This is a genomic window from Streptomyces sp. R21, from assembly GCF_041051975.1.
Classification (GTDB): domain Bacteria; phylum Actinomycetota; class Actinomycetes; order Streptomycetales; family Streptomycetaceae; genus Streptomyces.
In genome coordinates this window covers 5995228-6018016 of record NZ_CP163435.1, presented here as the reverse complement: position 1 = coordinate 6018016, position 22789 = coordinate 5995228, and the positions used below count along the sequence as shown (strand labels likewise).

General features: G+C 70.6%; 21 protein-coding genes. 7 read left to right on the top strand and 14 right to left on the bottom strand.

What is annotated here, in order from left to right; translation table 11 throughout:
• Nucleotides 1-30: 30 nt before the first annotated feature.
• Nucleotides 31-1059 carry a glycosyltransferase family 2 protein gene (locus tag AB5J56_RS26995; protein ID WP_369235851.1) on the bottom strand — a complete coding sequence of 343 codons (1029 nt, stop codon included), beginning with the start codon at nt 1057-1059 and terminating at the stop codon, nt 31-33.
• A 128-nt stretch (nt 1060-1187) separates the two neighbouring features.
• Here AB5J56_RS26995 and AB5J56_RS26990 point away from each other — a divergent pair, with 128 nt between their 5' ends.
• The gene (locus AB5J56_RS26990; protein ID WP_369235849.1) at nt 1188-2648 is read left to right on the top strand and encodes an LCP family protein; all 1461 of its coding nucleotides are present in this window, start codon (nt 1188-1190) and stop codon (nt 2646-2648) included.
• A 115-nt stretch (nt 2649-2763) separates the two neighbouring features.
• Here the strand turns inward: AB5J56_RS26990 and AB5J56_RS26985 are convergent, their stop codons facing one another.
• The gene (locus tag AB5J56_RS26985; RefSeq protein ID WP_369235847.1) at nt 2764-3312 is read right to left on the bottom strand and encodes an acyl-CoA thioesterase; all 549 of its coding nucleotides are present in this window, start codon (nt 3310-3312) and stop codon (nt 2764-2766) included.
• A gap of 119 nt (nt 3313-3431) precedes the next feature.
• Here AB5J56_RS26985 and AB5J56_RS26980 point away from each other — a divergent pair, with 119 nt between their 5' ends.
• On the top strand, nt 3432-4724 hold the full coding sequence (locus AB5J56_RS26980) for an LCP family protein (protein WP_369235845.1): 1293 nt from the start codon (nt 3432-3434) through the stop codon (nt 4722-4724).
• 361 nt (nt 4725-5085) lie between these two features.
• The gene (locus tag AB5J56_RS26975) at nt 5086-5433 is read left to right on the top strand and encodes a DoxX family protein (RefSeq protein ID WP_369235843.1); all 348 of its coding nucleotides are present in this window, start codon (nt 5086-5088) and stop codon (nt 5431-5433) included.
• Between the two features lie 114 nt (nt 5434-5547).
• Here AB5J56_RS26975 and AB5J56_RS26970 read toward each other — a convergent pair whose 3' ends face one another.
• The gene (locus AB5J56_RS26970; protein ID WP_369235841.1) at nt 5548-6705 is read right to left on the bottom strand and encodes an acyl-CoA dehydrogenase; all 1158 of its coding nucleotides are present in this window, start codon (nt 6703-6705) and stop codon (nt 5548-5550) included.
• 175 nt (nt 6706-6880) lie between these two features.
• On the opposite strand from AB5J56_RS26970, the gene AB5J56_RS26965 reads away from it, so the two are divergent.
• On the top strand, nt 6881-8224 hold the full coding sequence (locus tag AB5J56_RS26965) for a UDP-glucose/GDP-mannose dehydrogenase family protein (RefSeq protein WP_369235839.1): 1344 nt from the start codon (nt 6881-6883) through the stop codon (nt 8222-8224).
• 101 nt (nt 8225-8325) lie between these two features.
• Here the strand turns inward: AB5J56_RS26965 and AB5J56_RS26960 are convergent, their stop codons facing one another.
• A complete protein-coding gene (locus AB5J56_RS26960; protein WP_369235837.1) occupies nt 8326-8829 on the bottom strand; it encodes a CGNR zinc finger domain-containing protein in 504 nt (167 codons plus the stop codon).
• 83 nt (nt 8830-8912) lie between these two features.
• On the opposite strand from AB5J56_RS26960, the gene AB5J56_RS26955 reads away from it, so the two are divergent.
• Nucleotides 8913-9272, top strand: a complete 360-nt coding sequence (locus tag AB5J56_RS26955) for a VOC family protein (protein WP_369235835.1) — start codon at nt 8913-8915, stop codon at nt 9270-9272.
• Between the two features lie 62 nt (nt 9273-9334).
• Here AB5J56_RS26955 and AB5J56_RS26950 read toward each other — a convergent pair whose 3' ends face one another.
• From AB5J56_RS26950 to AB5J56_RS26935, 4 genes are all read right to left on the bottom strand, one after another.
• A complete protein-coding gene (locus AB5J56_RS26950; protein WP_369235833.1) occupies nt 9335-10450 on the bottom strand; it encodes a dipeptidase in 1116 nt (371 codons plus the stop codon).
• 120 nt (nt 10451-10570) lie between these two features.
• Nucleotides 10571-11767, bottom strand: coding sequence for a dipeptidase (locus AB5J56_RS26945; RefSeq protein WP_369235831.1), 1197 nt, complete (start codon nt 11765-11767; stop codon nt 10571-10573).
• 5 nt (nt 11768-11772) lie between these two features.
• The gene (purE, locus tag AB5J56_RS26940) at nt 11773-12309 is read right to left on the bottom strand and encodes a 5-(carboxyamino)imidazole ribonucleotide mutase (protein ID WP_369235829.1); all 537 of its coding nucleotides are present in this window, start codon (nt 12307-12309) and stop codon (nt 11773-11775) included.
• Nucleotides 12306-13466: a 5-(carboxyamino)imidazole ribonucleotide synthase gene (locus AB5J56_RS26935; protein WP_369235827.1), complete on the bottom strand. Its 1161-nt coding sequence runs from the start codon at nt 13464-13466 to the stop codon at nt 12306-12308. Before AB5J56_RS26935 ends, purE begins: the two co-directional genes overlap by 4 nt.
• 197 nt (nt 13467-13663) lie before the next feature.
• Between AB5J56_RS26935 and AB5J56_RS26930 the strand changes: the two genes are divergently transcribed.
• Complete coding sequence (locus AB5J56_RS26930) at nt 13664-14203, top strand: GtrA family protein (RefSeq protein WP_369235825.1); 540 nt, start codon at nt 13664-13666, stop codon at nt 14201-14203.
• 30 nt (nt 14204-14233) lie between these two features.
• Here the strand turns inward: AB5J56_RS26930 and AB5J56_RS26925 are convergent, their stop codons facing one another.
• The gene (locus AB5J56_RS26925; protein ID WP_369235823.1) at nt 14234-15505 is read right to left on the bottom strand and encodes an ATP-binding protein; all 1272 of its coding nucleotides are present in this window, start codon (nt 15503-15505) and stop codon (nt 14234-14236) included.
• A gap of 85 nt (nt 15506-15590) precedes the next feature.
• Nucleotides 15591-16268 (bottom strand): response regulator transcription factor, encoded by a 678-nt coding sequence (locus AB5J56_RS26920; RefSeq protein WP_369235821.1) that lies wholly within the window; start codon nt 16266-16268, stop codon nt 15591-15593.
• A 548-nt stretch (nt 16269-16816) separates the two neighbouring features.
• Here AB5J56_RS26920 and AB5J56_RS26915 point away from each other — a divergent pair.
• Nucleotides 16817-18313 (top strand): oligopeptide:H+ symporter, encoded by a 1497-nt coding sequence (locus tag AB5J56_RS26915; RefSeq protein WP_369235819.1) that lies wholly within the window; start codon nt 16817-16819, stop codon nt 18311-18313.
• A gap of 114 nt (nt 18314-18427) precedes the next feature.
• On the opposite strand, the gene AB5J56_RS26910 is transcribed toward AB5J56_RS26915, so the two are convergent.
• The 4 genes from AB5J56_RS26910 to AB5J56_RS26895 are packed head-to-tail and all read right to left on the bottom strand — an operon-like array spanning nt 18428 to nt 22676.
• Nucleotides 18428-19693: a hypothetical protein gene (locus tag AB5J56_RS26910; protein WP_369242811.1), complete on the bottom strand. Its 1266-nt coding sequence runs from the start codon at nt 19691-19693 to the stop codon at nt 18428-18430.
• Nucleotides 19694-19731: 38 nt separating this feature from the next.
• Nucleotides 19732-20970: a hypothetical protein gene (locus AB5J56_RS26905; RefSeq protein WP_369235817.1), complete on the bottom strand. Its 1239-nt coding sequence runs from the start codon at nt 20968-20970 to the stop codon at nt 19732-19734.
• A complete protein-coding gene (locus tag AB5J56_RS26900; protein ID WP_369235815.1) occupies nt 20967-21914 on the bottom strand; it encodes a hypothetical protein in 948 nt (315 codons plus the stop codon). The genes AB5J56_RS26905 and AB5J56_RS26900 overlap by 4 nt, the downstream gene beginning before the upstream one ends.
• Nucleotides 21915-21968: 54 nt before the next feature.
• A complete protein-coding gene (locus tag AB5J56_RS26895) occupies nt 21969-22676 on the bottom strand; it encodes an LPXTG cell wall anchor domain-containing protein (RefSeq protein WP_369235813.1) in 708 nt (235 codons plus the stop codon).
• Nucleotides 22677-22789 lie beyond the last annotated feature (113 nt).

Below are 22789 nucleotides of genomic sequence, written 5' to 3'. Positions count from 1 at the left end.
GAGAGGGGCCCAACTGTCGTACACCTGGCCTCAGTTCGAGGCGAGCACCGCCGGGCGGCGCGACGCGATGACCTTCTTGGCGAGGGCCTTCGGGCTGGTCAGGAAGCCCCAGCCCCACGTCATGTGCATGGTGGCGAGGGCGACGGGGATCTGCAGCCGGGCCTTGAGCGGCAGGCCCTTGCCCGCCGGTACGGAGCCGAGGGCGATCGCCGCGAGATACCCGCCGGGGATGACGAAGCCCCACGGGGTGAGGGCCGCGCCGACCACGATGCCCGCCGCGATCGCGCACACCGCGGTCGGCGGGGCGAGGTAGCGCAGGTTGATGGAGCCCTCGTGGTAGCGGGCGACGACGTGCCGCCAACGGCCGTAGTCCTTGTACTGCTTGGCGAGGGCGCGCACGCTCGGCCGCGGCCGGTAGGAAACCTTCAGCTCGGGCGAGAACCAGATGAGGCCGCCCGCCTCGCGGATGCGGAAGTTCAGCTCCCAGTCCTGGGCGCGGATGAACTCCTCGTTGTAGCCGCCCTGTTGCTCCAGCGCCTCGCGCCGGAAGACACCGAGGTAGACGGTCTCGGCGGGGGCCGCCTCGCCGCCCGTGTGGAAGGCCGCGTTGCCGACGCCGATCTTCGACGTCATGGCGGCGGCGACCGCGTGCTCCCAGTCGTTCTCGCCCTCGGCGTGCATGATGCCGCCGACGTTCTGCGCGCCGGTCTCCGTCAGGAGCCGTACGGCCGTCGAGATGTAGTTCGGCGAGAGCATGCCGTGCCCGTCGACGCGGACGACGATCGGGTGGCGGGACGCCTTGATCGCGGCGTTGAGCGCGGCGGGGGTGCGGCCGGTCGGGTTCGGCACCGTGTGGACGCGCGGGTCTTCTCCTGCGAGCTCGGCGGCGATCTCCTCCGTACGGTCCGAGGACGGACCGATGGCGATGACCACCTCCATCTCGCCGTCGTACTCCTGCGCCAGGATCGCTTGGACGGCCCCGCGCAGATGCCGCTCCTCGTTGAGGACCGGCATGATCACGGATACGGCGGGGGGCTGCACGTCAGACTTCTCGCTCATCAGGCGTCACGTTACCGCGAATGGGGGACACGGGCGCGCGCCGCCCGCCCTCAGGCCCGGGCCGCAGATCGTATGGGCCTACGGTGCTCACGGATCCCCCACACCCGGCCGACGCGGAGGTGTCCCCCTTGCCCACGCCGCCCCGCTCCCCCGCCCCGCCCCGGCGCCGCCCGCAGCCGTCCCCCGTACGGCGGCCCGCCGTACGGCCCAGGAAGCCACGTTGGGGCATGCGGGTGGTGACCACGCTCTCCGTGGTCGTTCTCGCCTCGGCGGGCATCGGGCACGCGGTCGTCACCGGCCTCGACGAGGACATCGCCCGCGTCGACCCGTTCAAGGACATGAAGAACCGCCCGCAGGCGGGCCACGGCATGAACGTCCTGCTGGTCGGCACCGACGGCCGGGACAAGATCACGCCGGAGGAGAAGAAGAAGTACCGGCTCGGCGGCGCCCCCTGCCACTGCACGGACACGATCATGATCGTGCACATCTCGGAGGACCGGGAGCGGGCCAGCGTCGTCAGCCTGCCGCGCGACTCGTACGCCGAGACGCCCGCGCACACCGACGAGACCACCGGCAAGCGGCACGGCCCCCACCCCATCAAGATCAACGCGGCGTACGCGGAGGGCGGCCCCAACCTGACCGTGCGCACCGTCGAGAACATGACCCACGTCAAGATCGACCACTACCTGGAGGTCGACTTCACCAGCTTCATGAAGACGGTGGACGTGCTCGGCGGCGTGCAGGTCTGCACCGTACGGCCACTGAAGGACTCCTACACCGGGCTCGACCTCACCGCCGGCTCGCACCAGCTGAACGGTGGGCAGGCCCTGCAGTACGTGCGCTCGCGGCACGCCGACGGGTCCTCCGACCTCGGCCGCATGCAGCGCCAGCAGCGCTTCCTCGCGGCCCTGATCGAGCAGGCGACCTCCTCCGGAGTGCTGCTGAACCCGCTGAAGTTCCGTGACGTCACACACGCCGTGCTCGGCTCGGTCCGCGCCGACAAGGGCTTCGGCACGGAGGAGCTGCTCGACCTGGGCCGGGCGATGCGGAACTTCTCCCCCGCCTCCTCCGAGTTCACGACCGTGCCGATCGGGCAGATGGGATACGTCGTCAAGGGCATCGGCTCGACCCTGAAGTGGGACGAGGCCAAGTCCAAGAAGCTCTTCCAGTCCCTGCGCGACGACAAGCCGCTCGCCGCGCACAAGGCGCGCAGCAAGGCCCTGCGCGTCGACGTCGCCCCGCAGCAGATCCAGGTCCAGGTCCAGAACGGGACGGCCACCGAGGGCCTCGGCAAGCGCGTGGACAGCGCGCTGCGCGGCACCGGGTTCCGTACGACACGGCAGCCCGCCAACGCGGCCGACCGCGCCGTGAAGCGCACCGTCGTCGCCTACGACCCCCGCTGGGACCGCTCGGCGAAGTCCCTCGCGGCCGCCCTGCCGGGCTGCGAGCTGCGCGCGGTCAAAGGGCAGGGGCCGCTGATGAAGGTCATCGCGGGAACGGACTTCAAGCAGGTCAGGCGGGTGCGGGCGGACGATCCCCAACAGGGGGAGTTCGGGGCTGTCACCGGAGACCAGGTGGTCTGCCCGTAGGCGGTGTGTCCGTAGGCGGTGTGTCCGTAGGCGGTGTGTCCGTGGGCATCGCCGGTACTTGGCGTCATCGGACCGAACCCCGGCGCCCTGGTCTCCGTATACCTATTCGTCGTGCCTATTCGTCGAGGCCCTCGGCGGACCGCTTCTCCCTGAGTTCCATGATCGCTCGACGGCGGGCCAGCCGGTGGGTGCGGCGGATCTGGGCCTCCTGGCAGCGGCGCTCGTCGCGCTCGGTCTCCGGGAGGACCGGCGGCACCTGTCGGGGCTTGCCGTCGGCGTCGACGGCGGCGAAGACCAGATAGGCCGAGCCGACCTGCTGGGGTGGGGTCGACTCGTTCCAACGCTCGGCAAGGACGCGGACGCCGACTTCCATCGACGTACGTCCGGTCCAGTTGACCTGGGCCTTCACATGGACGAGGTCGCCCACTCGGACCGGCTCCAGGAAGGCCATCTCGTCCATCGAGGCGGTGACCGCGGGCCCTCCGGAGTGCCGTCCGGCCACGGCGCCGGCCGCGTCGTCGACCAGCTTCATGATGACGCCGCCGTGCACCGTGCCAAGAAGGTTGGTGTCGTTGTGGGTCATGATGTGGCTGAGGGTGGTCCGGGACGCGGAGGTCGGCTTGCCCGGAATATCGGATTCCGGGGTGGGAGCCTGGTCTGTCATGCCGTCCACCATATGCCGGGGCGCGCAAGGGTTGCTTTGCATCAGCTCTGCAACAGCCCTGCCATGATTCTTCGCACTCTCTTGTAAGGCACACAGTGCGGCACTGCACACTGGTCGGCATGAGTGATTGGCCCGACGCCTGGTCCGACGAGAACCGCCGCAGCAACCGCTACGGCGGCGGCAGCGGCAGCGCACAGCCCGAGAGCGCGCGTGTGATGCGCCAGGTCCGGCGCGGCCCGACGGCGCCCGGTCCGGGCCCGTCCGCGCCGCCGTACGGCCAGGGGGTGCCCCAGCAGCCGTCGTACACCGACGGACAGGGGTACGACGACGGCTCCGACCAGGGCTACGACAGCGGGTACAACACCGGCCAGGTCTACGGGCAGCCGGGCGGTGGCGGCGGTCCCGAGGGGCCCGGCGGGCGGGGGCCGCGGCCCGCGCCGAACTGGCGCCGCCGGATCAAGTGGACCGCGATCACGCTGGTCACGCTGCTGGTCGTGGTGTCCGTGAGCACGTACTTCTGGGCCGACTCCAAGCTCAACCGCGACGTGGACCTCTCGAAGGTCATCGACCGGCCCGACGGGGGCAAGGGCACGAACTACCTGATCGTCGGCTCCGACAGCCGCGCGGGCATGTCCGCCGAGGAGAAGAAGAAGCTGCACACCGGGTCCGCCGAGGGCAAGCGCACGGACTCGATGATGATCCTGCACACCGGTGACAACGGCTCGACGCTGATCTCGCTGCCCCGCGACTCGAACGTGACGATTCCGACGTTCCGCGGATCCGAGTCCGGCAAGATCAAGGGCCCGCTGGGCGCGAACAAGCTGAACGCGGCCTACGCGTTCGACGGCCCGACCCTGCTGGTGCGCACCGTCGAGTACAACACCGGGCTGCACATCGACCACTACGTGGAGATCGGTTTCGCGGGCTTCGCGGACATCGTCGACTCGGTCGGCGGCGTGGAGATGACCCTCGACCAGGGCTTCAAGGACAAGTACTCCGGCGCGGACTTCAAGAAGGGCAAGCAGACCCTCAACGGCGAGCAGGCCCTCGCCTTCGTCCGCACCCGGCACGCCTTCGCGGCGAGCGACCTCCAGCGCACGAAGAACCAGCAGAAGTTCCTGGCCGCCCTGGCCCACCAGGTCGCGACCCCGTCGACCGTCCTCAACCCCTTCAAGCTCTACCCGACGATGAGCGCCGGCCTCGACACCCTCGTCGTCGACAAGGACATGAGCCTGTGGGACCTGGCCGACATGTTCTGGGCCATGAAGGGCGTCACCGGTGGCGACGGCAAGTCCATCAACATGCCGATCTCCGGCTCCACCGGCAGCAACCTCGTCTGGGACAAGGCGAAGGTCAAGACGCTGGTGGACGAGCTGAAGAACGACGAGACGGTGACCGTGTCGGGCAACTGACCGTCCGTTTCTTACGGGAAGGGCCCCGCCGACGGGATCGGCGGGGCCCTTCCCGTCCCGGACCCCGGACGCGTGGACGGAGTCGGTGGCGCGCGGGCTCACCGGGCTGGTTCAGCTGGAGGAGGACCTCGAAGCGCTGGGCCTGACTGACCTCGCCGAGCCGGCCGGCGCCCCCGCCGAACGGTGCCTGCGGGCGACTCAACGCCCCTGGTACACACAGGTATTGGCGATGCACGGGCAAGGAGCGCGCCGGCCCGTCACATTCCTGGATCGCGCCGTGTCAGGTCAGTGAACAAGCAGTCCCGACCGGTTCTACTCCACGCCCGCCGGCACAATCCACGATCTTCGAGGAGCTCCTGAGATGTTCACCGTCTACGTCGTCGTCACCGTACTGGCAGCACTGCTGGCGGCCTTCTCCGCCTACTCCGTCTTCACCCGCGCCGAGTGGGTGGTGAAGCCGCTGGCGGACTACGGCGTTCCCCGCTCGTTGTGGGTGTGGCTGGGCATCGCCAAGGCGGCCGGCGCGGTGGGTCTGCTGGTCGGCCTGGCGCTGCCTCCCATCGGTGTGGCCGCCGGAATCGGCCTGGTGCTCTACTTCTCCCTGGCCGTCATCACGGTGATCCGGGCACGCTGGTACTCCCACATCGCGTTCCCCCTGGTCTACATGGCACCCGTGGTCGGCTCCCTGGCCCTGATGTCCGCCGCGTGAGGCCCGTCGTACCTGCCGTATCGCTTCCGCTGCCGGAAAGCACTGAGGGCGCCCCAGGAAGAAGGGGCGCCCTCAGTGCCGTACCGGAGGACAGTGCCGTACCGGAGGACTCGGTTACGGCAGGTTGCGGGCCATCACGATGCGCTGGACCTGGTTCGTGCCCTCATAGATCTGGGTGATCTTCGCGTCGCGCATCATCCGCTCGACCGGGTAGTCACGGGTGTAGCCGTAGCCGCCCAGCAGCTGGACCGCGTCCGTGGTGACCTCCATGGCCACGTCCGAGGCGAAGCACTTGGCGGCCGCGCCCTGGAACGTGAGGTTCTTGTCGCCGCGTTCCGAGGCTGCCGCGGCCTGGTAGGTCAGGGCGCGGGCGGCCTCGATCTTCATGGCCATGTCGGCCAGCATGAACTGGATGCCCTGGAAGTCGGCGATCGGCTTGCCGAACTGCTTGCGCTCCTGGACGTAGCCCTTGGCGTAGTCGAGGGCGCCCTGGGCGACACCGAGTGCCTGGGCGGCGATGGTGATGCGGGTGTGGTCCAGGGTCTTCATGGCGGTGGCGAAGCCGGTGCCCTCCTCGCCGATCATGCGGTCGGCGGGGATGCGGACGTTGTCGAGGTAGACCTCGCGGGTCGGGGAGCCCTTGATGCCGAGCTTCTTCTCCGGTGCGCCGAAAGAGACGCCCTCGTCGGCCTTCTCGACCACGAAGGCCGAGATGCCCTTCGAGCGCTTGGTCGGGTCCGTGACCGCCATCACCGTGTAGTAGTCGGAGACGCCCGCGTTGGTGATCCAGCGCTTCACGCCGTTGAGGACGTAGAAGTCGCCGTCGCGGACCGCCTTCGTCGTCATACCGGCCGCGTCGGAGCCCGCGTCCGGCTCGGAGAGGCAGTACGAGAACATCCCGTCGCCCTTGGCGAGCGGGGTCATGTACTTCTTCTTCAGCTCCTCGGAGCCGGACAGGATCACCGGGAGCGAGCCCAGCTTGTTCACGGCGGGAATGAGTGAGGAGGAGACGCAGACGCGGGCCACCTCCTCGATCACGATGACCGTGGCGAGCGCGTCGGCGCCCGCGCCGCCGTACTCCTCGGGTACGTGCACCGCGTGCAGATCGTTGGCGACCAGGGCGTCGAGCGCCTCCTGCGGGAAACGGGCATCCTCGTCGACCGCGGCGGCATGGGGCGAGATCTTCGCCTCGGCCAGCGAACGGATCGCGTCGCGGAGCATGTCGTGCTCCTCGGACGGGCGGTACAGGTCGAAGTCAGCCGATCCGGCCAAGGTCTCTCACGCTCCAAGGACGCTAATTACCGTTAAGTAACCCAAATTTTAGGGGTATGCCCACGGGAGTGATACGTGAGCTTGGCGACAGGGGGAAATCTGCCCGGTGAGGGGCCGCCACACGCCCCGACTATGCTCGGGCAGCGCACCCATGACGTACACCTCAGGAGCATCCATGGCCCTCAAGATCACCGTGATCGGCACCGGATACCTCGGCGCCACGCACGCCGCGGCCATGGCCGAGCTCGGTTTCGAGGTCCTCGGGCTGGATGTCGTACCCGAGAAGATCGAGATGCTCCAGCGGGGCGAGGTCCCGATGTACGAGCCGGGGCTCGAGGAGCTGCTGCGCAGGCATGTGGCCGGAATCGAGGGATCCTCCGGGCGGCTGCGGTTCACCATGGACTGGGCCGAGATCGGGGAGTTCGGCGACATCCACTTCGTGTGTGTGAACACGCCGCAGAAGCACGGTGAGTACGCGTGCGACATGTCGTACGTCGACGCCGCCTTCGAAGCACTCGCTCCGCATCTCAAGGCCCCCGCCCTCGTCGTCGGCAAGTCCACCGTGCCCGTCGGTTCGGCCGACCGGCTCGCGGCCCGCCTCGCGGAGCTCGCGCCCGTCGGCGAGGACGCCGAGCTCGCCTGGAACCCGGAGTTCCTGCGCGAGGGCTTCGCCGTGAACGACACGCTGCACCCCGACCGGATCGTCGTCGGCGTGCGCAGCGAGCGTGCCGAGAAGCTGCTGCGCGAGGTCTACACGACGCCGGTCGCGGAGGGCTCGCCCTTCGTCGTCACCGACTTCCCGACCGCCGAGCTGGTGAAGACCTCCGCGAACTCCTTCCTCGCCACCAAGATCTCCTTCATCAACGCGATGGCGGAGGTGTGCGAGGCCTCCGGCGGCGATGTCGCCAAGCTGGCCGAGGCCATCGGGCACGACGACCGGATCGGGAAGAAGTTCCTGCGGGCAGGGATCGGGTTCGGCGGTGGCTGTCTGCCGAAGGACATCCGCGCCTTCATGGCGCGGGCCGGTGAGCTGGGTGCCGACCAGGCGCTCACCTTCCTCCGCGAGATCGACTCCATCAACATGCGCCAGCGCGGCCAGATGGTGGAGCTGGCGCGGGAGGCGCTCGGTGGCGGGTCGTTCCTCGGGAAGCGGGTCGCCGTGCTCGGCGCCACTTTCAAGCCCGACTCCGACGACGTACGGGATTCGCCCGCGCTGAATGTCGCGGGGCAGATTCACCTTCAGGGCGGGCAGGTCACCGTGTACGACCCGAAGGGCATGGACAATGCGCGGCGGGTCTTTCCGACGCTCGGATACGCCGATTCCGCGATCGCAGCCGTGCGCGGCGCCGATGTCGTCCTGCACCTCACGGAATGGCGCGAGTTCCGTGAGCTGGACCCGGCGACGCTGGGCGAAGCGGCCGCGGTCCGTCTGATCCTCGACGGCCGCAACGCCCTCGACCCGGAGCTGTGGCGCCGGGCCGGGTGGACGTACCGGGCCATGGGGCGCCCGACCGCCTAGCAGTCCTCGCAGAAGAACTCCGGTCCGGCCGAGGCTCAGTCGGCCGGACCGGAGTCGTGTCTCATTGTCCACGGCTCCGGTACGGCGTGGGCCGGAAGGGCTTACTTCGCGCGGTAGCGGCGCATCTTGGCCCGCGCCCCGCACACCGACATCGTGCACCAGCGGCCGCGGCCTGCCGGGCTGCGGTCGTAGTACGCCCAGTGACATTCGGGCAGTTCGCAGGCCTTGAGGCGGAGCCAGGTGCCGGCGGTGAGGGCCTCCGCGACGGCGGCGGCGACGCGGGAGGCGAGGGGGGCCGGGTCATCGGCGGGACTCAGTGTCGCCGAGCCGTCGGCCGCGGAGACGGTCACGACGAGCGGGGCGGCCGCGAGCAGGACCCCCAGCGGGGTCACGGTGCGGTGCGGCGGGTGGCCGGCGTGCGCCAGGCAGACCGCGCGCAGCGATTCACGCAGCTCACGGGCCGCCTCGACCTCGCTCTCCGCGATCCCGAAGGGCGCCCGGCCCTCGGGGCTGTCCAGCGTGTCCGCGCCCGACGCCAGGTCCAGCGTGTTGACCAGGGCCTCCACCAGGGAGAGCCCATCGGGTGCGGGCGCGCGGTCATTCATGGTTGCGACGTTACCTCCAATGGGGGAGCATGCAGTAACCGTTACCCCTTAACCGGTTCTACCGGTAACCAGGAGGAGTAGTCATGGCTCTCGCCAAGCTCGGCGCCATTGTTCTGGACTGTCCCGACCCGGGTGCGCTCGCCGGGTTCTACGCCGAGGTGCTGGGCGGCACGGTCGAGGGTGAGGGCCGCTGGGTCGACCTGAGCGTGCCCGGCGGGCAGTCGATGGCGTTCCAGGCCGCGCCCGGACACGTAGCACCGAAGTGGCCCGCGCCCGACGACTCGCAGCAGTTCCATCTGGACCTGACCGTGGAGGACCTGGACGCGGCCGAGAAGGGCGTGCTCGCGCTCGGCGCGAAGGCGCTGGACACGGAGGACCGCTCACGCAACTGGCGGGTCTACGCGGACCCGGCGGGGCACCCGTTCTGCCTCTGCGCCTGCTGAGAAGAGGAACCACCCAGGAGGTACGCCGGCCCGGCGGGGCATTCGGGCCGGCGTACCCCCGGTCACCCGTCGAGTTCGGCGATCTTCGCCGTGGACGGATCGCGGCGCTGCCGGGCGGCGCGGGCCGTGAAGTCCGCGTTGCGCAGCACCCGTTGGACGTTGCCCCAGGTGAGCAGGGCGAGGTCGGGCTCGGACCAGCCGCGGTCGAGGAGTTCGGCGATCAGCCGCGGGTAGCCCGACGCGTCGGGGAGGTCCTGGGGGTGCGCGCTTCCGGAGTCGTAGGTGCCCGACAGGCCGACGCACTCCGGGCCCGCGATCGTACGGACGTGGTCGAGATGGTCGGCCACGTCCCGTACGGAGGGGCCGGTCTGCTCGGCCGTGAGCGGGACCAGGCACAGGCCCTTGGCGGTGCCCAGCTCTTCGAGGAGGTCGTCGGGGAGGTTGGCCGGGTGGGGGCGCAGGGCGCGGGCCGCGGAGCGGGCGAAGACGACCGGCGCCTTGGACACGGCGAGGGCGCGGCGGGTCGTGGCCTCGGAGGCGCCGGAGAGGTCGGCGAGGACGCCGAGCCGGTTCATCTCGCGCAGCACCTCCTCGCCGAACCGGGTCAGGCCCACCTCGCTCGCCCAGGAGGCGCCCGAGAGGGTGACCGCGCGCAGGCCGAGCGCGTGCAGGGCGCGCAGGATGCCCATCGAGTCGCCGAGTGCGCTCGCTCCGGCGGGGCCGAGGACGACGGCGACGCGGCCGCAGTTGCGGGCGTCGGTGGTCTGCCCGGCGCTGCTCGCCAGCCGCAGGCCCTCGGGGTGGGCCTGGACCACCGTGTTCACGAGGTCGAGCTGTTCCAGGGTCGCGCCGACGGCCCGGTCCTTGGCCAGCCCCTCGGGCAGGTGCAGCGACCAGAAGAGGGCGGCCACGTGCCCCTGGCGCATCCGCGGCACATCCGTGTCCACGGAGCTCTCGCCCAGTTCCAGGTCGAACCAGGGGAGGTGGCGCAGTGCCCAGGGCAGGCCGCTGTAGCCGTCGGCGACGGGGTGGGCGGCGAGGAAGGCGTGGGCCCGCGCGAGCGGGTCCTCGGCCGGGTCGGCCGCCGTCTTTGCGGGAAGCTCCGGTCGGACAGCGGGCTGCTCATCGAGCGCGCCAACCTCGGCGGTGGTGTGCAGTTCGTCCTGCAGGTCGGCCATGGCGGGGCTCCGTACGTCAGAGATCGCAGTACGGTCACCGTCGCACGGAGCTGCGGGCGCTTCCTGGTGGGCGGGGCGTTTGGGGGTACGCCTCGCCCACCGTGCGGAAGTCCGCGGGCGTCAGCCGTCCAGTTGCTCCAGCGTCGCGTTCGACGGTCCCCTCGTCGCCTGGAGCTCGCGGGCCACGTCCTCGGCCGCGCCGAGCACCCGTACGGCGTTCTGCCAGGTCAGCTTGGCCAGGTCGGTCCTCGACCAGCCGCGGTCGTGCAGCTCGGCGATCAGGTTCGGATAGCCGGAGACGTCGCCGAGGCCGTCCGGGGTGAACGCCGTGCCGTCGTAGTCGCCGCCGATGCCGAGGTGGTCGACGCCGGCGACCTCGCGCATGTGGTCCAGGTGGTCGGCGACCGTGGAGACCGTGGCGATGGGCCGCGGGTTGGTCTCCTCGAAGGCGCGGTGGACCTTCATCGCCTCGGGGGTGGTGGCGAGGTGGTGGAAGCCGTGGGCGCGCATGTTCTCGTCGGCGGCGGCCGTCCAGTCGACGGCGGCCTGGAGCACGAACTTCGGTACGAAGGTCACCATCGCGACTCCCCCGTTGGCGGGCAGCCGTTCCAGGACGTCGTCCGGGATGTTGCGCGGGTGGTCGCAGACGGCCCGCGACGAGGAGTGGGAGAAGATCACCGGCGCGGACGTGGTGTCCAGCGCGTCGCGCATCGTCGTCGCCGCCACGTGCGAGAGGTCGACGAGCATGCCCTCGCGGTTCATCTCCCGCACGACGGCGCGGCCGAAGGCCGACAGACCGCCGACGCCCGGCTCGTCCGTCGCCGAGTCCGCCCAGTCGTTGTTGTCGTTGTGCGTGAGGGTCATGTAGCGGACGCCGAGTGCGTACAACGCCCGTAGCGTGGCGAGGGAGTTGGCGATCGAGTGGCCGCCCTCGGCGCCCATCAGGGAGGCGATACGGCCCTCGGCGCGGGCCGCCTCCATGTCGGCGGCCGTCAGCGCGCCCCGCAGGTCCGACGGATAGCGCGTGATCAACTGCCGTACGCAGTCGATCTGTTCGAGCGTCGCGGGCACGGCGCCCGGCTGGTCCGAGCGGACGTACACCGACCAGAACTGTGCGCCGACGCCGCCCGCGCGCAGGCGTCCCAGGTCGGTGTGCAGGTGGGCGCTCTGGTCGGTGGCGATGTCGCGGGCGCCGAGGTCGTAACGGACCTGTTCGCGCAGCGCCCAGGGGAGGTCGTTGTGCCCGTCGACGACGGGGAACTCCCGCAGCAGGTCCCGGGCTTCGTCGAGGGAGGCAGCGGCGTCGGGGGAGGTCATCCGCGTCACTTCCCGAAGCCGAAGCCGTTGCCCGCGCCCTCGACCTTGGTGCGCAGCCGCTTGCCCTTCTCGCGGGCCTGGTCGCCCAGCTCCTGCTGGAACTCCCGCATACGGGCGAGGAGTTCCTCGTCGTGCGCGGCCAGCATCCGGGCGGCCAGCAGGCCCGCGTTGCGCGCTCCGCCGATGGAGACGGTGGCGACCGGCACGCCCGCGGGCATCTGCACGATCGACAGCAGCGAGTCCATGCCGTCGAGGTACTTCAGCGGGACCGGCACGCCGATCACGGGCAGCGGGGTGACCGAGGCGAGCATGCCGGGCAGGTGGGCGGCTCCGCCCGCGCCCGCGATGATCGCCTTGAGACCGCGCTCGGCGGCCTGCTCGCCGTACGCGATCATCTCGTGCGGCATCCGGTGCGCGGAGACGACGTCCACCTCGTAGGGGATCTCGAACTCGTCGAGGGCCCCCGCGGCGGCCTCCATGACGGGCCAGTCGGAGTCCGACCCCATGACGATGCCTACGACGGGCGGGACGGGTGCGGTCATTCTGTGATCGTTCCTCTGAGGTAGCCGGCAGCGTGACGGGCGCGCTCCAGCACGTCGTCCAGGTCGTCGCCGTAGGTGTTGACGTGGCCGACCTTGCGGCCGGGCTTCACGTCCTTGCCGTACATGTGGATCTTGAGCTGGGGGTCGCGGGCCATGCAGTGCAGGTATGCGGAGTACATGTCGGGGTAGTCGCCGCCGAGGACGTTGACCATGACCGTCCACTTGGCGCGCGGGCGCGGGTCGCCGAGGGGCAGGTCGAGGACCGCGCGGACGTGGTTGGCGAACTGCGAGGTGATCGCGCCGTCCTGGGTCCAGTGGCCCGAGTTGTGCGGGCGCATCGCCAGCTCGTTGACGAGGATGCGGCCGTCGGCCGTCTCGAAGAGCTCCACGGCGAGGTGGCCGACGACTCCGAGTTCCTTGGCGATGCGCAGGGCCAGTTCCTCGGCGCGCAGGGCCAGCTCGTCCGTTATGCCGGGCGCGGGCGCGATGACCGTGTCACAGACGCCGTCGACCTGCTGGGACTCGACCACCGGGTACGCGACGGCCTGGCCGTGCGGCGAGCGTACGACGTTCGCCGCGAGCTCCCGTACGAAGTCGACCTTCTCCTCGGCGAGGACGGGGACGCCCGCGCGGAAGGGGTCGGCGGCGTCCTCGAGGGAGCGGACGAACCAGACGCCCTTTCCGTCGTAGCCGCCGCGGACCGTCTTGAGGATGACCGGGAAGCCGTCGCCCTCTTCGCCTTCGGCGAGGCCTTCCGCCGCGAACGCGGCGACGTCGGCGACGTCCGTCACGATCCGGTGCCGTGGGCACGGCACACCGATCTCGTCGAGCTTGGCCCGCATCACGCCCTTGTCCTGGGCGTGCACGAGCGCGTCGGGGCCGGGGCGCACGGGGATGCCGTCCGCCTCCAGGGCCCTGAGGTGCTCGGTGGGTACGTGTTCGTGATCGAAGGTGATCACGTCGCAGCCCCGCGCGAAGTCACGCAGCGTGCCGAGGTCGCGATAGTCGCCGATGACGACATCGCCGACGACCTGCGCCGCGGAATCCTGAGGGGTGTCACTGAGGAGCTTGAATTTGATGCCGAGCGGGATACCTGACTCGTGTGTCATACGAGCGAGCTGACCGCCGCCGACCATGCCGACTACCGGGAACGTCACGCTCCAAGAGTATCGGCCACGCCACCGTGGCCGGTTTCCGTCCCTTTTTCCGGCCCTTTGCCCGTTGTCGCCGGGTCCCGCCGAGCTGTCATGGGCTTGTCTTTGCGCCCCCGTGAGACGGTCCGCAGGCGCCGGTCATGGGCCGCTGGTTAGCATGGCTGGGTTGACGTATCCGACTGACGGGGGCTGGCGACACCATGGGCACTGGTTCCACGGAGCTGCGTGCGGGGCCCCGCAGCACCCTGCGTGAGCGCTTCGACCTGCTCGCGCGCGAGGTCGTGAAGTTCGGTGCCGTGGGGGCCCTGGGCACCGTCGTCAACTTCGGCGTCTCGAATTTCCTGTGGCACGCCACGAGCCTGCAGGCCGTGCGGGCCAACATCATCGCCACCGTCGTCGCGATCTTCTGCAACTACCTGGGCTTCCGGTACTTCACCTACCGGGACCGCGACCGCAGCGCCCGCACGAAGGAGCTGACGCTGTTCCTCGCGTTCAGCGCGGTGGGTCTGGTGATCGAGAACGGGATTCTGTACGCGGCGATCTACGGCTTCGGCTGGGACAGCTCGCTGCAGCGCAACGTCTTCAAGGTGCTCGGCATCGGGATCGCCACGCTGTTCCGGTTCTGGTCCTACCGGACGTGGGTGTTCCGTACGTTGCCCGCGCGGGAGGCGGTTGCGAGTGCGGAATCGTTCCTGGAGGAAACGGCTCCGGCCGAGCGGCCTGCTCAGCGGGTCAGCTGACGCACCCGACGCACGGGGAGCTGAGGACCCTCAGCGAACCGTCGGCTCTTCTTCCAGCTGCGGCCGCTTCATGGGCGTCCTCGACAGGAACAGGCCGAAGACCGGGGGCTGGGCCTGGAGCATTTCCAGGCGGCCGCCGTCGGCCTCCGCGAGGTCGCGGGCGACCGCGAGGCCGATGCCCGTGGAGTTGCGGCCGCTGATCGCGCGCTCGAAGATGCGGGCGCCGAGGTCGGCGGGGACGCCGGAGCCCTCGTCCGTGACCTCGATGACGGCCTGGTTGCCGGTGACCCGGGTGCGCAGGGCGACGGTGCCGCCGCCGTGCATGAGTGAGTTCTCGATGAGGGCCGCCAGGACCTGGGCGACCGCGCCCGGGGTGCCCACGGCCCGCAGGTGCCGCTTGCCCGAGCTGACGATGGCGCGGCCCGCACTGCGGTAGGCGGGGCGCCACTCCTCCAGCTGCTGCTTGATGACCTCGTCCAGGTCGAAGGTGACGGCGGAGCCGGTACGCGGGTCGCGGGCGTTGGTGAGCAGCCGCTCCACCACGTCCGTGAGGCGCTCGACCTGCGTCAGCGCGATGGTCGCCTCCTCCTTCACCGTGTCCGGGTCGTCGGTGAGGGTGATCTCCTCCAGGCGCATGGAGAGGGCCGTCAGCGGCGTACGGAGCTGGTGGGAGGCGTCGGCGGCGAGGCGGCGCTCGGCGGTGAGCATGCGCGCGATCCGTTCCGCGCTGCTGTCCAGGACGTCCGCGACCCGGTCGAGCTCGGGGACGCCGTAGCGCTTGTGGCGCGGGCGGGGGTCGCCGGAGCCGAGGCGCTCGGCGGTCTCGGCGAGGTCGGTGAGCGGGGAGGCTAGGCGGTTGGCCTGGCGGACCGCGAGCAGGACCGCGGCGACGATGGCGAGCAGCGCGACCGCGGCGATGATCAGCAGTGTGCGGCCGACCTCCCGGGTCACGGACGAGCGCGGCTCCTGGACGACGACCGTCTCGCCCTCCTCGCCCTTGACCTTGGCGTGGATGACGTCGCCGCCGGGCTTGGTGCCGACCTCGATCGGGTCCTTGCCGGGGATCCGGATCACGGCGTACCGCTGGCCGGTGACCTGGGCCTTGAGGATCTCCCCGCTGACGCGTGCGTCGCCGATGAGACGGCTGTCCACGATGCTCGCCAGCTTCTGCGCCTCGGAGTCCACCCGCTCCTGGGCGCTGTTGCCGATCGTGCGGGTCTCGACGATGACGAGGGACACGCCGAAGACGGCGATCACCACGAGCACGACGGCGAGCGTGGACTGGATCAGTCGACGGCGCATGTCCTCTTACCTGTACCGAAACGTGGGGGGCCCGCGGTGCGGAGCGGGCTCGGCTCTTCTCGAAGAGCCGAGCTCCTCCCGAACCTCAGCTCTTCTCGAAGCGGAAGCCGACGCCCCGTACCGTCGCGATGTAGCGGGGGTTCGCCGCGTCGTCGCCGAGCTTCTTGCGCAGCCACGAGATGTGCATGTCGAGGGTCTTGGTGGACGACCACCACGTGGTGTCCCAGACCTCGCGCATCAGCTGGTCGCGCGTGACGACCCGGCCGGCGTCCCGGACGAGGACCCGCAGCAGGTCGAACTCCTTCGCCGTGAGCTGGAGTTCCTCCTCGCCCATCCAGGCGCGGTGCGACTCGACGTCGATGCGCACGCCGTGCGTGGCGGGCGGCTGCGCGGGCTCGGCGGCGCCGCGCCGCAGCAGGGCCCGGACGCGGGCGAGCAGTTCGGCGAGCCGGAAGGGCTTGGTGACGTAGTCGTCGGCGCCCGCGTCCAGACCGACGACGGTGTCCACCTCGTCGGCGCGCGCGGTCAGGACGAGGATCGGGACGGTGTGGCCTTCGGCGCGCAGCCGGCGGGCCACCTCCAGGCCGTCCATGCCGGGCAGGCCGAGGTCCAGCACGACCAGGTCGATGCCGCCCTGCAGTCCGGCGTCGAGCGCGGTGGGTCCGTCCTCACGCACCTCGACCTCGTAACCTTCCCGGCGCAGTGCGCGGGCCAGCGGCTCCGAGATGGACGCGTCGTCCTCGGCGAGCAGTACACGGGTCATGGGGTGATGGTAGTCCGCCGCGGACAGGAGCCGGGGTGTGATCGTCGACCGTGATTCTTACCTGGGCCTGCGAGAATGCCCCGGCGAAACGGAGTTCCTAGTTCCGCCGTGTGAGCCTGCGGCTATGGGATGCGATTATGAGAAACACCTTCGAATGCACTCCGCGGTTCCATGATCGCCTGTGATCCATATCTCAAGTCCTTCCATATCCGGCAGTGTCGTGTCGTATGGTGACGGCAACGCCTTTAGCAACACCGGGGACCTTTGGCGAGTACTTGACGCTGAAGGTCTCTTTTGTGTGCGGGCCGGCTTTCGCCGGCCTCGACAGGTCGGCTTCTGCCGGCCTCGACAGGAATGACCTGTGGCCGGGCCCCGAGCGCGCTGAACGTGCGAGGGGCGTGGATCCCGGTGGTCACCGTCCGCCGCTCCGAAACCCGGAACGGACTCCCCAGGGCGTGGGGTGGGACGGCCCGACCGTGCCGGTGCCGGCCGCCCCCACCGGGCGCGCAACCGCTCTCGCAGCGCGTCCCGACCAGCAAGGAACAACCATGGCGTCCAGCCTGACGAAGGACTCGGTGACTCCGGGCACCCCCGGTTCCGAGAAGACCTTCTTCGGCCACCCCCGCGGACTGGCCACTCTCTTCATGACCGAGATGTGGGAGCGTTTCTCCTACTACGGCATGAGGGCTCTGCTCCCGCTGTACCTGGTGGCACCGGGCGGCCTGCACCTGAGTGCGGCCACCGCGACCGCGATCTACTCGGTGTACGTGTCGCTCGTGTACCTGCTCGCCCTGCCGGGCGGCTGGTTCGCGGACCGCGTCCTCGGCCCCCGCAAGACCGTGGCCGTCGCCGGCCTCGTCATCATGCTGGGCCACCTCACGCTGGCCCTCCCGACGTCGGGCACCTTCTTCGCGGGTCTCGGCCTCGTCGCGATCGGTTCCGGTCTGCTGAAGGCCAACATCTCCACGATGGTCGGCCACCTCTACAAGGGCGCGGACGACCCGCGCCGTGACGGTGGCTTCACGCTCTTCTACATCGGCATCAACGTGGGCGCCTTCGCCGCCCCGCTGGTCATCGGCACCATCGGCGAGAACGTCAACTGGCACCTGGGCTTCGCGCTCGCCGCGCTCGGCATGGCCCTGGGCCTGGGCCAGTTCCTGCTCGGCAGCCGTCACCTGAACTCGCGCTCGGACATCGTCCCGACGCCGCTGTCCGCCGAGGAGAAGTCCGCGACGCTGCGCAAGTCCGCGATCTGGGCCGCCATCGCCGTCGTCTTCTACGCCGTCGTCGGCTTCTCCGGCCACTACACGCTGAACTGGCTGCTGGTCCCGATCACGATCGCCGGTCTGATCATCCCGGTCCTGGTCATCGGGCGCATCAAGCGCGACAAGGACCTGGACCGCGCCGAGCAGTCGAAGATGTCCGCGTACATCTGGTTCTTCGTCGCCGCGGCCGTGTTCTGGATGATCTACGACCAGGGCGGTTCGACCCTGTCGATCTTCGCCGACTCCTCCGCCGAGAACACCGTCTTCGGCTGGGAGTTCCCGGTCTCCTGGTACCAGTCGGTCAACCCGGTCATGATCATGGCGCTCGCCCCGGTCTTCGCCTGGGCGTGGCTGGCGATGAACCGGCGCGGCAAGGAGCCGAGCACGGCGGTGAAGTTCGCCTCGGGTCTGCTGCTGATCGGCGCCTCGTTCTTCCTCTTCCTCGCCCCGCTGTCGATCGCCGAGGGCGGTCACAAGGCGGCCGCGATGTGGCTGGTCGCGATCTACTTCGTGCAGACCGTCGCCGAGCTGACGGTCTCCCCGGTCGGTCTCTCCGTCACCACGAAGATGGCCCCCGCGAAGTACGCCTCCCAGATGATGGGTGTCTGGTTCCTGGCCGTCACCGCCGGTGACGCCACGACCGGTCTGCTCTCCATCGCCGGCGTCGACCTGAACAAGACGGGCATCGTGGCCTTCCAGGCCGTGCTGGCCGTGGTCGCCGGTGTCGCGGTGTGGATGTACCGCAAGAAGGTCAAGGAACTCATGGGCGACGTCCACTGAGACGTACCCCTGACGGTTCGACCGGTTCCGCCGGTTCGACCGGTTCGACCGGTTCTACGACGGAGGGCCCCCGCACCGCTCGGTGCGGGGGCCCTCCGCGTTCCGCCCGCGGACTCAGCGCATCCGCCGCCGCGGCATGAACGTGAAGACCGCGCCGCCCAGCAGGGTCACCGTGCCGGCGACCAGGGCCAGGGCCTTGAGGGTGCTGTGGCTGTCGGAGCCGGTCTCGGCGAGGCCGCCGCTGGCGCCGCCGGAGGACGTACCGCCGCTGCCGGAGGACGAACCGCCGCCCGCGGCTCCGCCCGCCTGTTCGGTGGTGTCCAGCGTGAGGGAGACCGCGGACTTGGCCGGGGTGCAGGTCGTCGTCGTACCCAGGGCCTCGACCGTCAGCACGCCCGGGGACAGGGTGGATTCACCGCTGGCGCCCGGCTTGTAGGTGCCCGTGAGGTCCGGTATCTCGATCGGGTCGCCCGACTTGATCTCCTTGGTGTTGGCCGGGCCCTCGACATGCACGGTGCCCTTGTCGGCGCCGCCCAGGGCGACCTCCATCGACGGCTTGACCGAGCCCGCCGGGATGGTCGCGGGGCTGTCCATCACGGACTTCTTGAACTGCACCGTGAGGCCGTAACTCCCGCCGTCCTTCTTGGCGTTGATCTGCACGGGCGAGGTGGCGCTCTTGTCCCCGATCGGCGTCTTGCACTGGTACGGGACAGAGACCTCCTTGCCCGGGAAGTCGCTCTGCCCGCCGTCGTCACCGCCCGCCGAGCCGCCGCTCCCGCTCTCACTGGCTGAGGCGGTCGGCGTACTCGTCGCCGAGGCGGAAGCGGACGCAGACGCGGACGCAGACGGATCCGGTGACGTGCTCGGCGAACTCCCGTTGCCCGCCGTCACGTTGATCGTCGCCGCGGACTTCACCGTCTCGGTCGGCGTGCACTTGGTGTCCGTGCTGTAGGCGTTGATGGAGTACGCGTCGGGCGTGAGCGTGACCTCGCCGGGTGCCGTCAGTTTCAGGGTGCCCTTCATGTCGGACAGCACCATGGCGCCGCCCTTGGGGATGGCCGGGTTCTGGCGCGGCCCCTGCACGGCGATGTCGGCGCTCTGCGCGCCGGTCGCCTTGAGGGTGCCGCTCGGCTGGACCGAGTCCTTCGGCAGGTCGATGAGGTCGGGGTTCTTCGAGGCGGCCTGGACGAACTTCCACACCACGTCGACCGTGTCGCCGACCTTCGCCGTGGCCGGGGCGGTGATCTCCACCTTCGTGGTTCCCTCGACGGGGTCCAGGCCCGAGGCCGCGGGCGGAACGCACTTGGTGGCGTACGACACTTCGGCGGCCTGGGCCGGGGCCGCGGCCACTCCCAGCAGGATGCCCGCACCGCCGAGCATGAGCGCGACCCCGGCCGCGCTCGCTCTCTTCGGCTTGCTCACGTGTTTCCCTCTCTGGTCCGACTCGTCCGTCCCGTCCGGCTCGCCTGAGCCGTCGGGCTGTTGTCGTGCGGTGCGGAGAGCTGACCGGTCGCCGGGGTGCCCGGATCGGTGTCCGGGGTGAACCACGGCAGGGCCGGAGTCGTAGGGGTCGCGGCGGGCGCGGCGGAGGATTCGGTGGCGGAGGCGGGCGTGCTCGACCTAGGGAAGCGCGAGGCGAGTTCGGGCAGGCCGAAGCCCAGGCCCCGGTGCTTGCCGCCCGAGCCGCTCCGGCTCCCCCGGCCGCCGAGGACGCCCCCGCCGGCCGGGGTGCCGAGGCCGAAGCGCCGCCGCCCCGCCGACGTACGCGGCCGGATCCGGTCCACCACGGCCATCCCGATCCGGAACAGCGCCGCGGGCACGACCACGCAGACCAGGATCCAGAAGAGGGTGACGCCCCAGGGCCGGCCGACACCCCAGGGCTGCTCGGCGAGGACCTTCCCGGCGTACTTCAGCGAGACGGTGTAGTCGCCGTGCGCCCCGGCGGACAGCTCGACGGGCAGGGTGATCCGGGCCCGCTTGCCGGGTGCGATCGTGCCGCGCCACTGCTGGTCCTCCCACTGCGGCGCGAACACGCCGTGAGAGGTGCCGACCTGGAAGACCGGGTTCTTGACGGCCGCGGTGCCGGTGTTGCCGACGGTGAAGACGAGGGTGCGGGCGGGCGGGGAGCCGAACCAGGTGAGCAGGCCACTGGAGCCGTCGAGCCGGGTGTCCGTGAGCACCGACAGGCGCCCGCCCGCCTCCTCCGGCGGCAGCGGCTCGACCGAGTGCCCGGCGACCATGAAGATGGCGTCCGCCTGCGCCTTCTCTCCGGTGACGGTGGCCACGTGCACCACACAGGGGCAGGGCTTCGGCGGCTCGGCGACCGGCAGCTCCTTGCTGAACCTGCCCTTCGCGTCGGTGGTGACGGCCCGGCCGTCCGCGTTGGCGCACGAGTTGGTGCCGCCGAGCACGCCCCGGGAGGGCACGGACTGGCCACAGATCAGCATCATCAGCAGCGCCTTGGGCCGCCATCCGCTGCCGGTGACGGTGATCGAACCACCGGTCCCCGCCTGCGACTTGGAGAGCTTCACGGCCGGCTTGTCCGCCGCGTGGGCGGGCGTTCCGGCGAACGGGAGCGCCACGAGGGCGAGCACGAGGAGGGCCACCAGCGCCGGCGTCCGCCGCCGGCGACTCCCGCAGTTCACGACGACGCTCACGACACCGCTCCCGTCAACTCGACTTCCGTACGCGGCTGTTCACTCGCCTCACCGTCGGGCGCGGGGCGCCTGCGACGCCGTACGACGAAGAACAGGAGCGCGGCGATCGCCGCGAGGCCGCCCGCGGCCCCCGCCACCGCGCCCCACGGCACGAACCGCGCCCGCGCCTTAGCCTCGTCGCGGGCCCCGCCCGCCGCGGTGACCGTCAGCCGCACGTCGACGGAGTCCAACGCCGGGGCGTGTGGCCAGGGTTCGGTGAGCGTGACGCGGCGACCCGGGAGCAGCTCGACGGGCAGGGCGTGCGGGGCCCGGTCGAGGACCCGGCCGAAGAGGCCGTCGGCGGTGACCGCGAGGCGCGGGGCGAGCACGGTGTTGCCGCGGTTGACCAGCTCGTACGAGATGCGCCCGCCCCGCACGGCGACATGCTCGACGGTGAGCGCGGACAGCGTCGGTCCGGCGACCCGCAGATGGACGCGGACGGCGGCGGACCGGCCGCCGGCGCTCGCCACGATCGCGCCGGGGTGGTCGCCGGGCGCCGCACCCGAGGGCACGCTCACGGTGAACGGCACGTCCGCGCGGGTGTGCGCGGGGATCTTCACCCAGACCGCGCCCACCGGGACCCGGCGACCGGCCGTCGTCGTCCGCGCGAAGCTGATCCACGCCCCGGTGTCCGTCGCCCGCCTGCGCACGGCGAAGCCGCCGTCCGCCGTGTTGTCGGCGTCCGCGCCGCGCAGCCGGACGGTCAGCGGAGCGTCGCCCGGGTTGCGCACGGACACCGTGTCCTGGAGCACCGTGCCGGGCGCGCCCTCCGCGTAGAAGTACGGCCGCATGCTGCCGGACGGCACCACGGTCCAGGTGTCGTCGTCGGCCCTGGCCACCGGTGCCGTGCTCAGCAACACCAGGGTCAGGCCCAGCACGCGGGCAGCGGAGAGTGCGGACGGCATCGGCGGCTCCTGGTGCTCGTACTCGTGCGCGAACTCATGCGGGACGGGCCCGCGTCAGCGGCGTACCGCCCGGTGCTGGTTCCTTCGGGTCAGCCACAGCGTGCCCGCCGCGCCCGCGAGCAGCACCGTGCCGCCGAGCGTGCCGAGCGCGATCGCCGAGTCCTCGGGGCCGGTCTGCGGGAGCTGCCCGCCGGAGTCCGCACCGGAGCCGGACTGCGTCCCTCCGGAGCCGGAGCCGCCGCCCGCGGCCGTGACGTCGAGGGTCAGTGAGGGTTTGGGGCTGTTCGAGGGGGTGCACGTGGTGGTCGTGCCGAGCGCCTTGATGGTGAGCACACCCGCGGTGAAGGTGACACTGCCGCTCTTCCTCGGCGTGTACGTGCCGCTCAAGTCACTGATCTTGATGGGGGTGTTGGCGGGGATGGCCGCCGCGTTGGCGGGGCCCGACACCGACACCGTGCCGCCGTCCGCGCCTCCCACCTTGATGACCGCGCTCGGGTTCACCGCGCCCTTGCCCAGCTCCACCGGGCTGGAGGAGACGCCCTTCTGCCAGGACATGGTGAGCTTGTAGGCGCTGCCGTTCTTGACGCTCTTGATGTCGATGGGCGAGACGGCGCTCTTGTCGCCGATCGGCGTCTTGCACTGGTAGTTGACGTTCACGACGGCGGCCTGGGCTGCGGGGGCGGCCATCAGCACCGCCGAGCCGGCCAGGGCCGCGCCGAGCGCGAGCACGGCGGTTCGTTTCTGGTACGTCCGGTACGACACCTCGGGGCCTCATTCCTGACGGAACATCAGATCGGCCGTCAAGGTACGCCCGGGGCCTTGCCGAGGGAAGACAAAGTGCGCGCCGGATGTGTGGTGATCCGGCGCGCATGGGG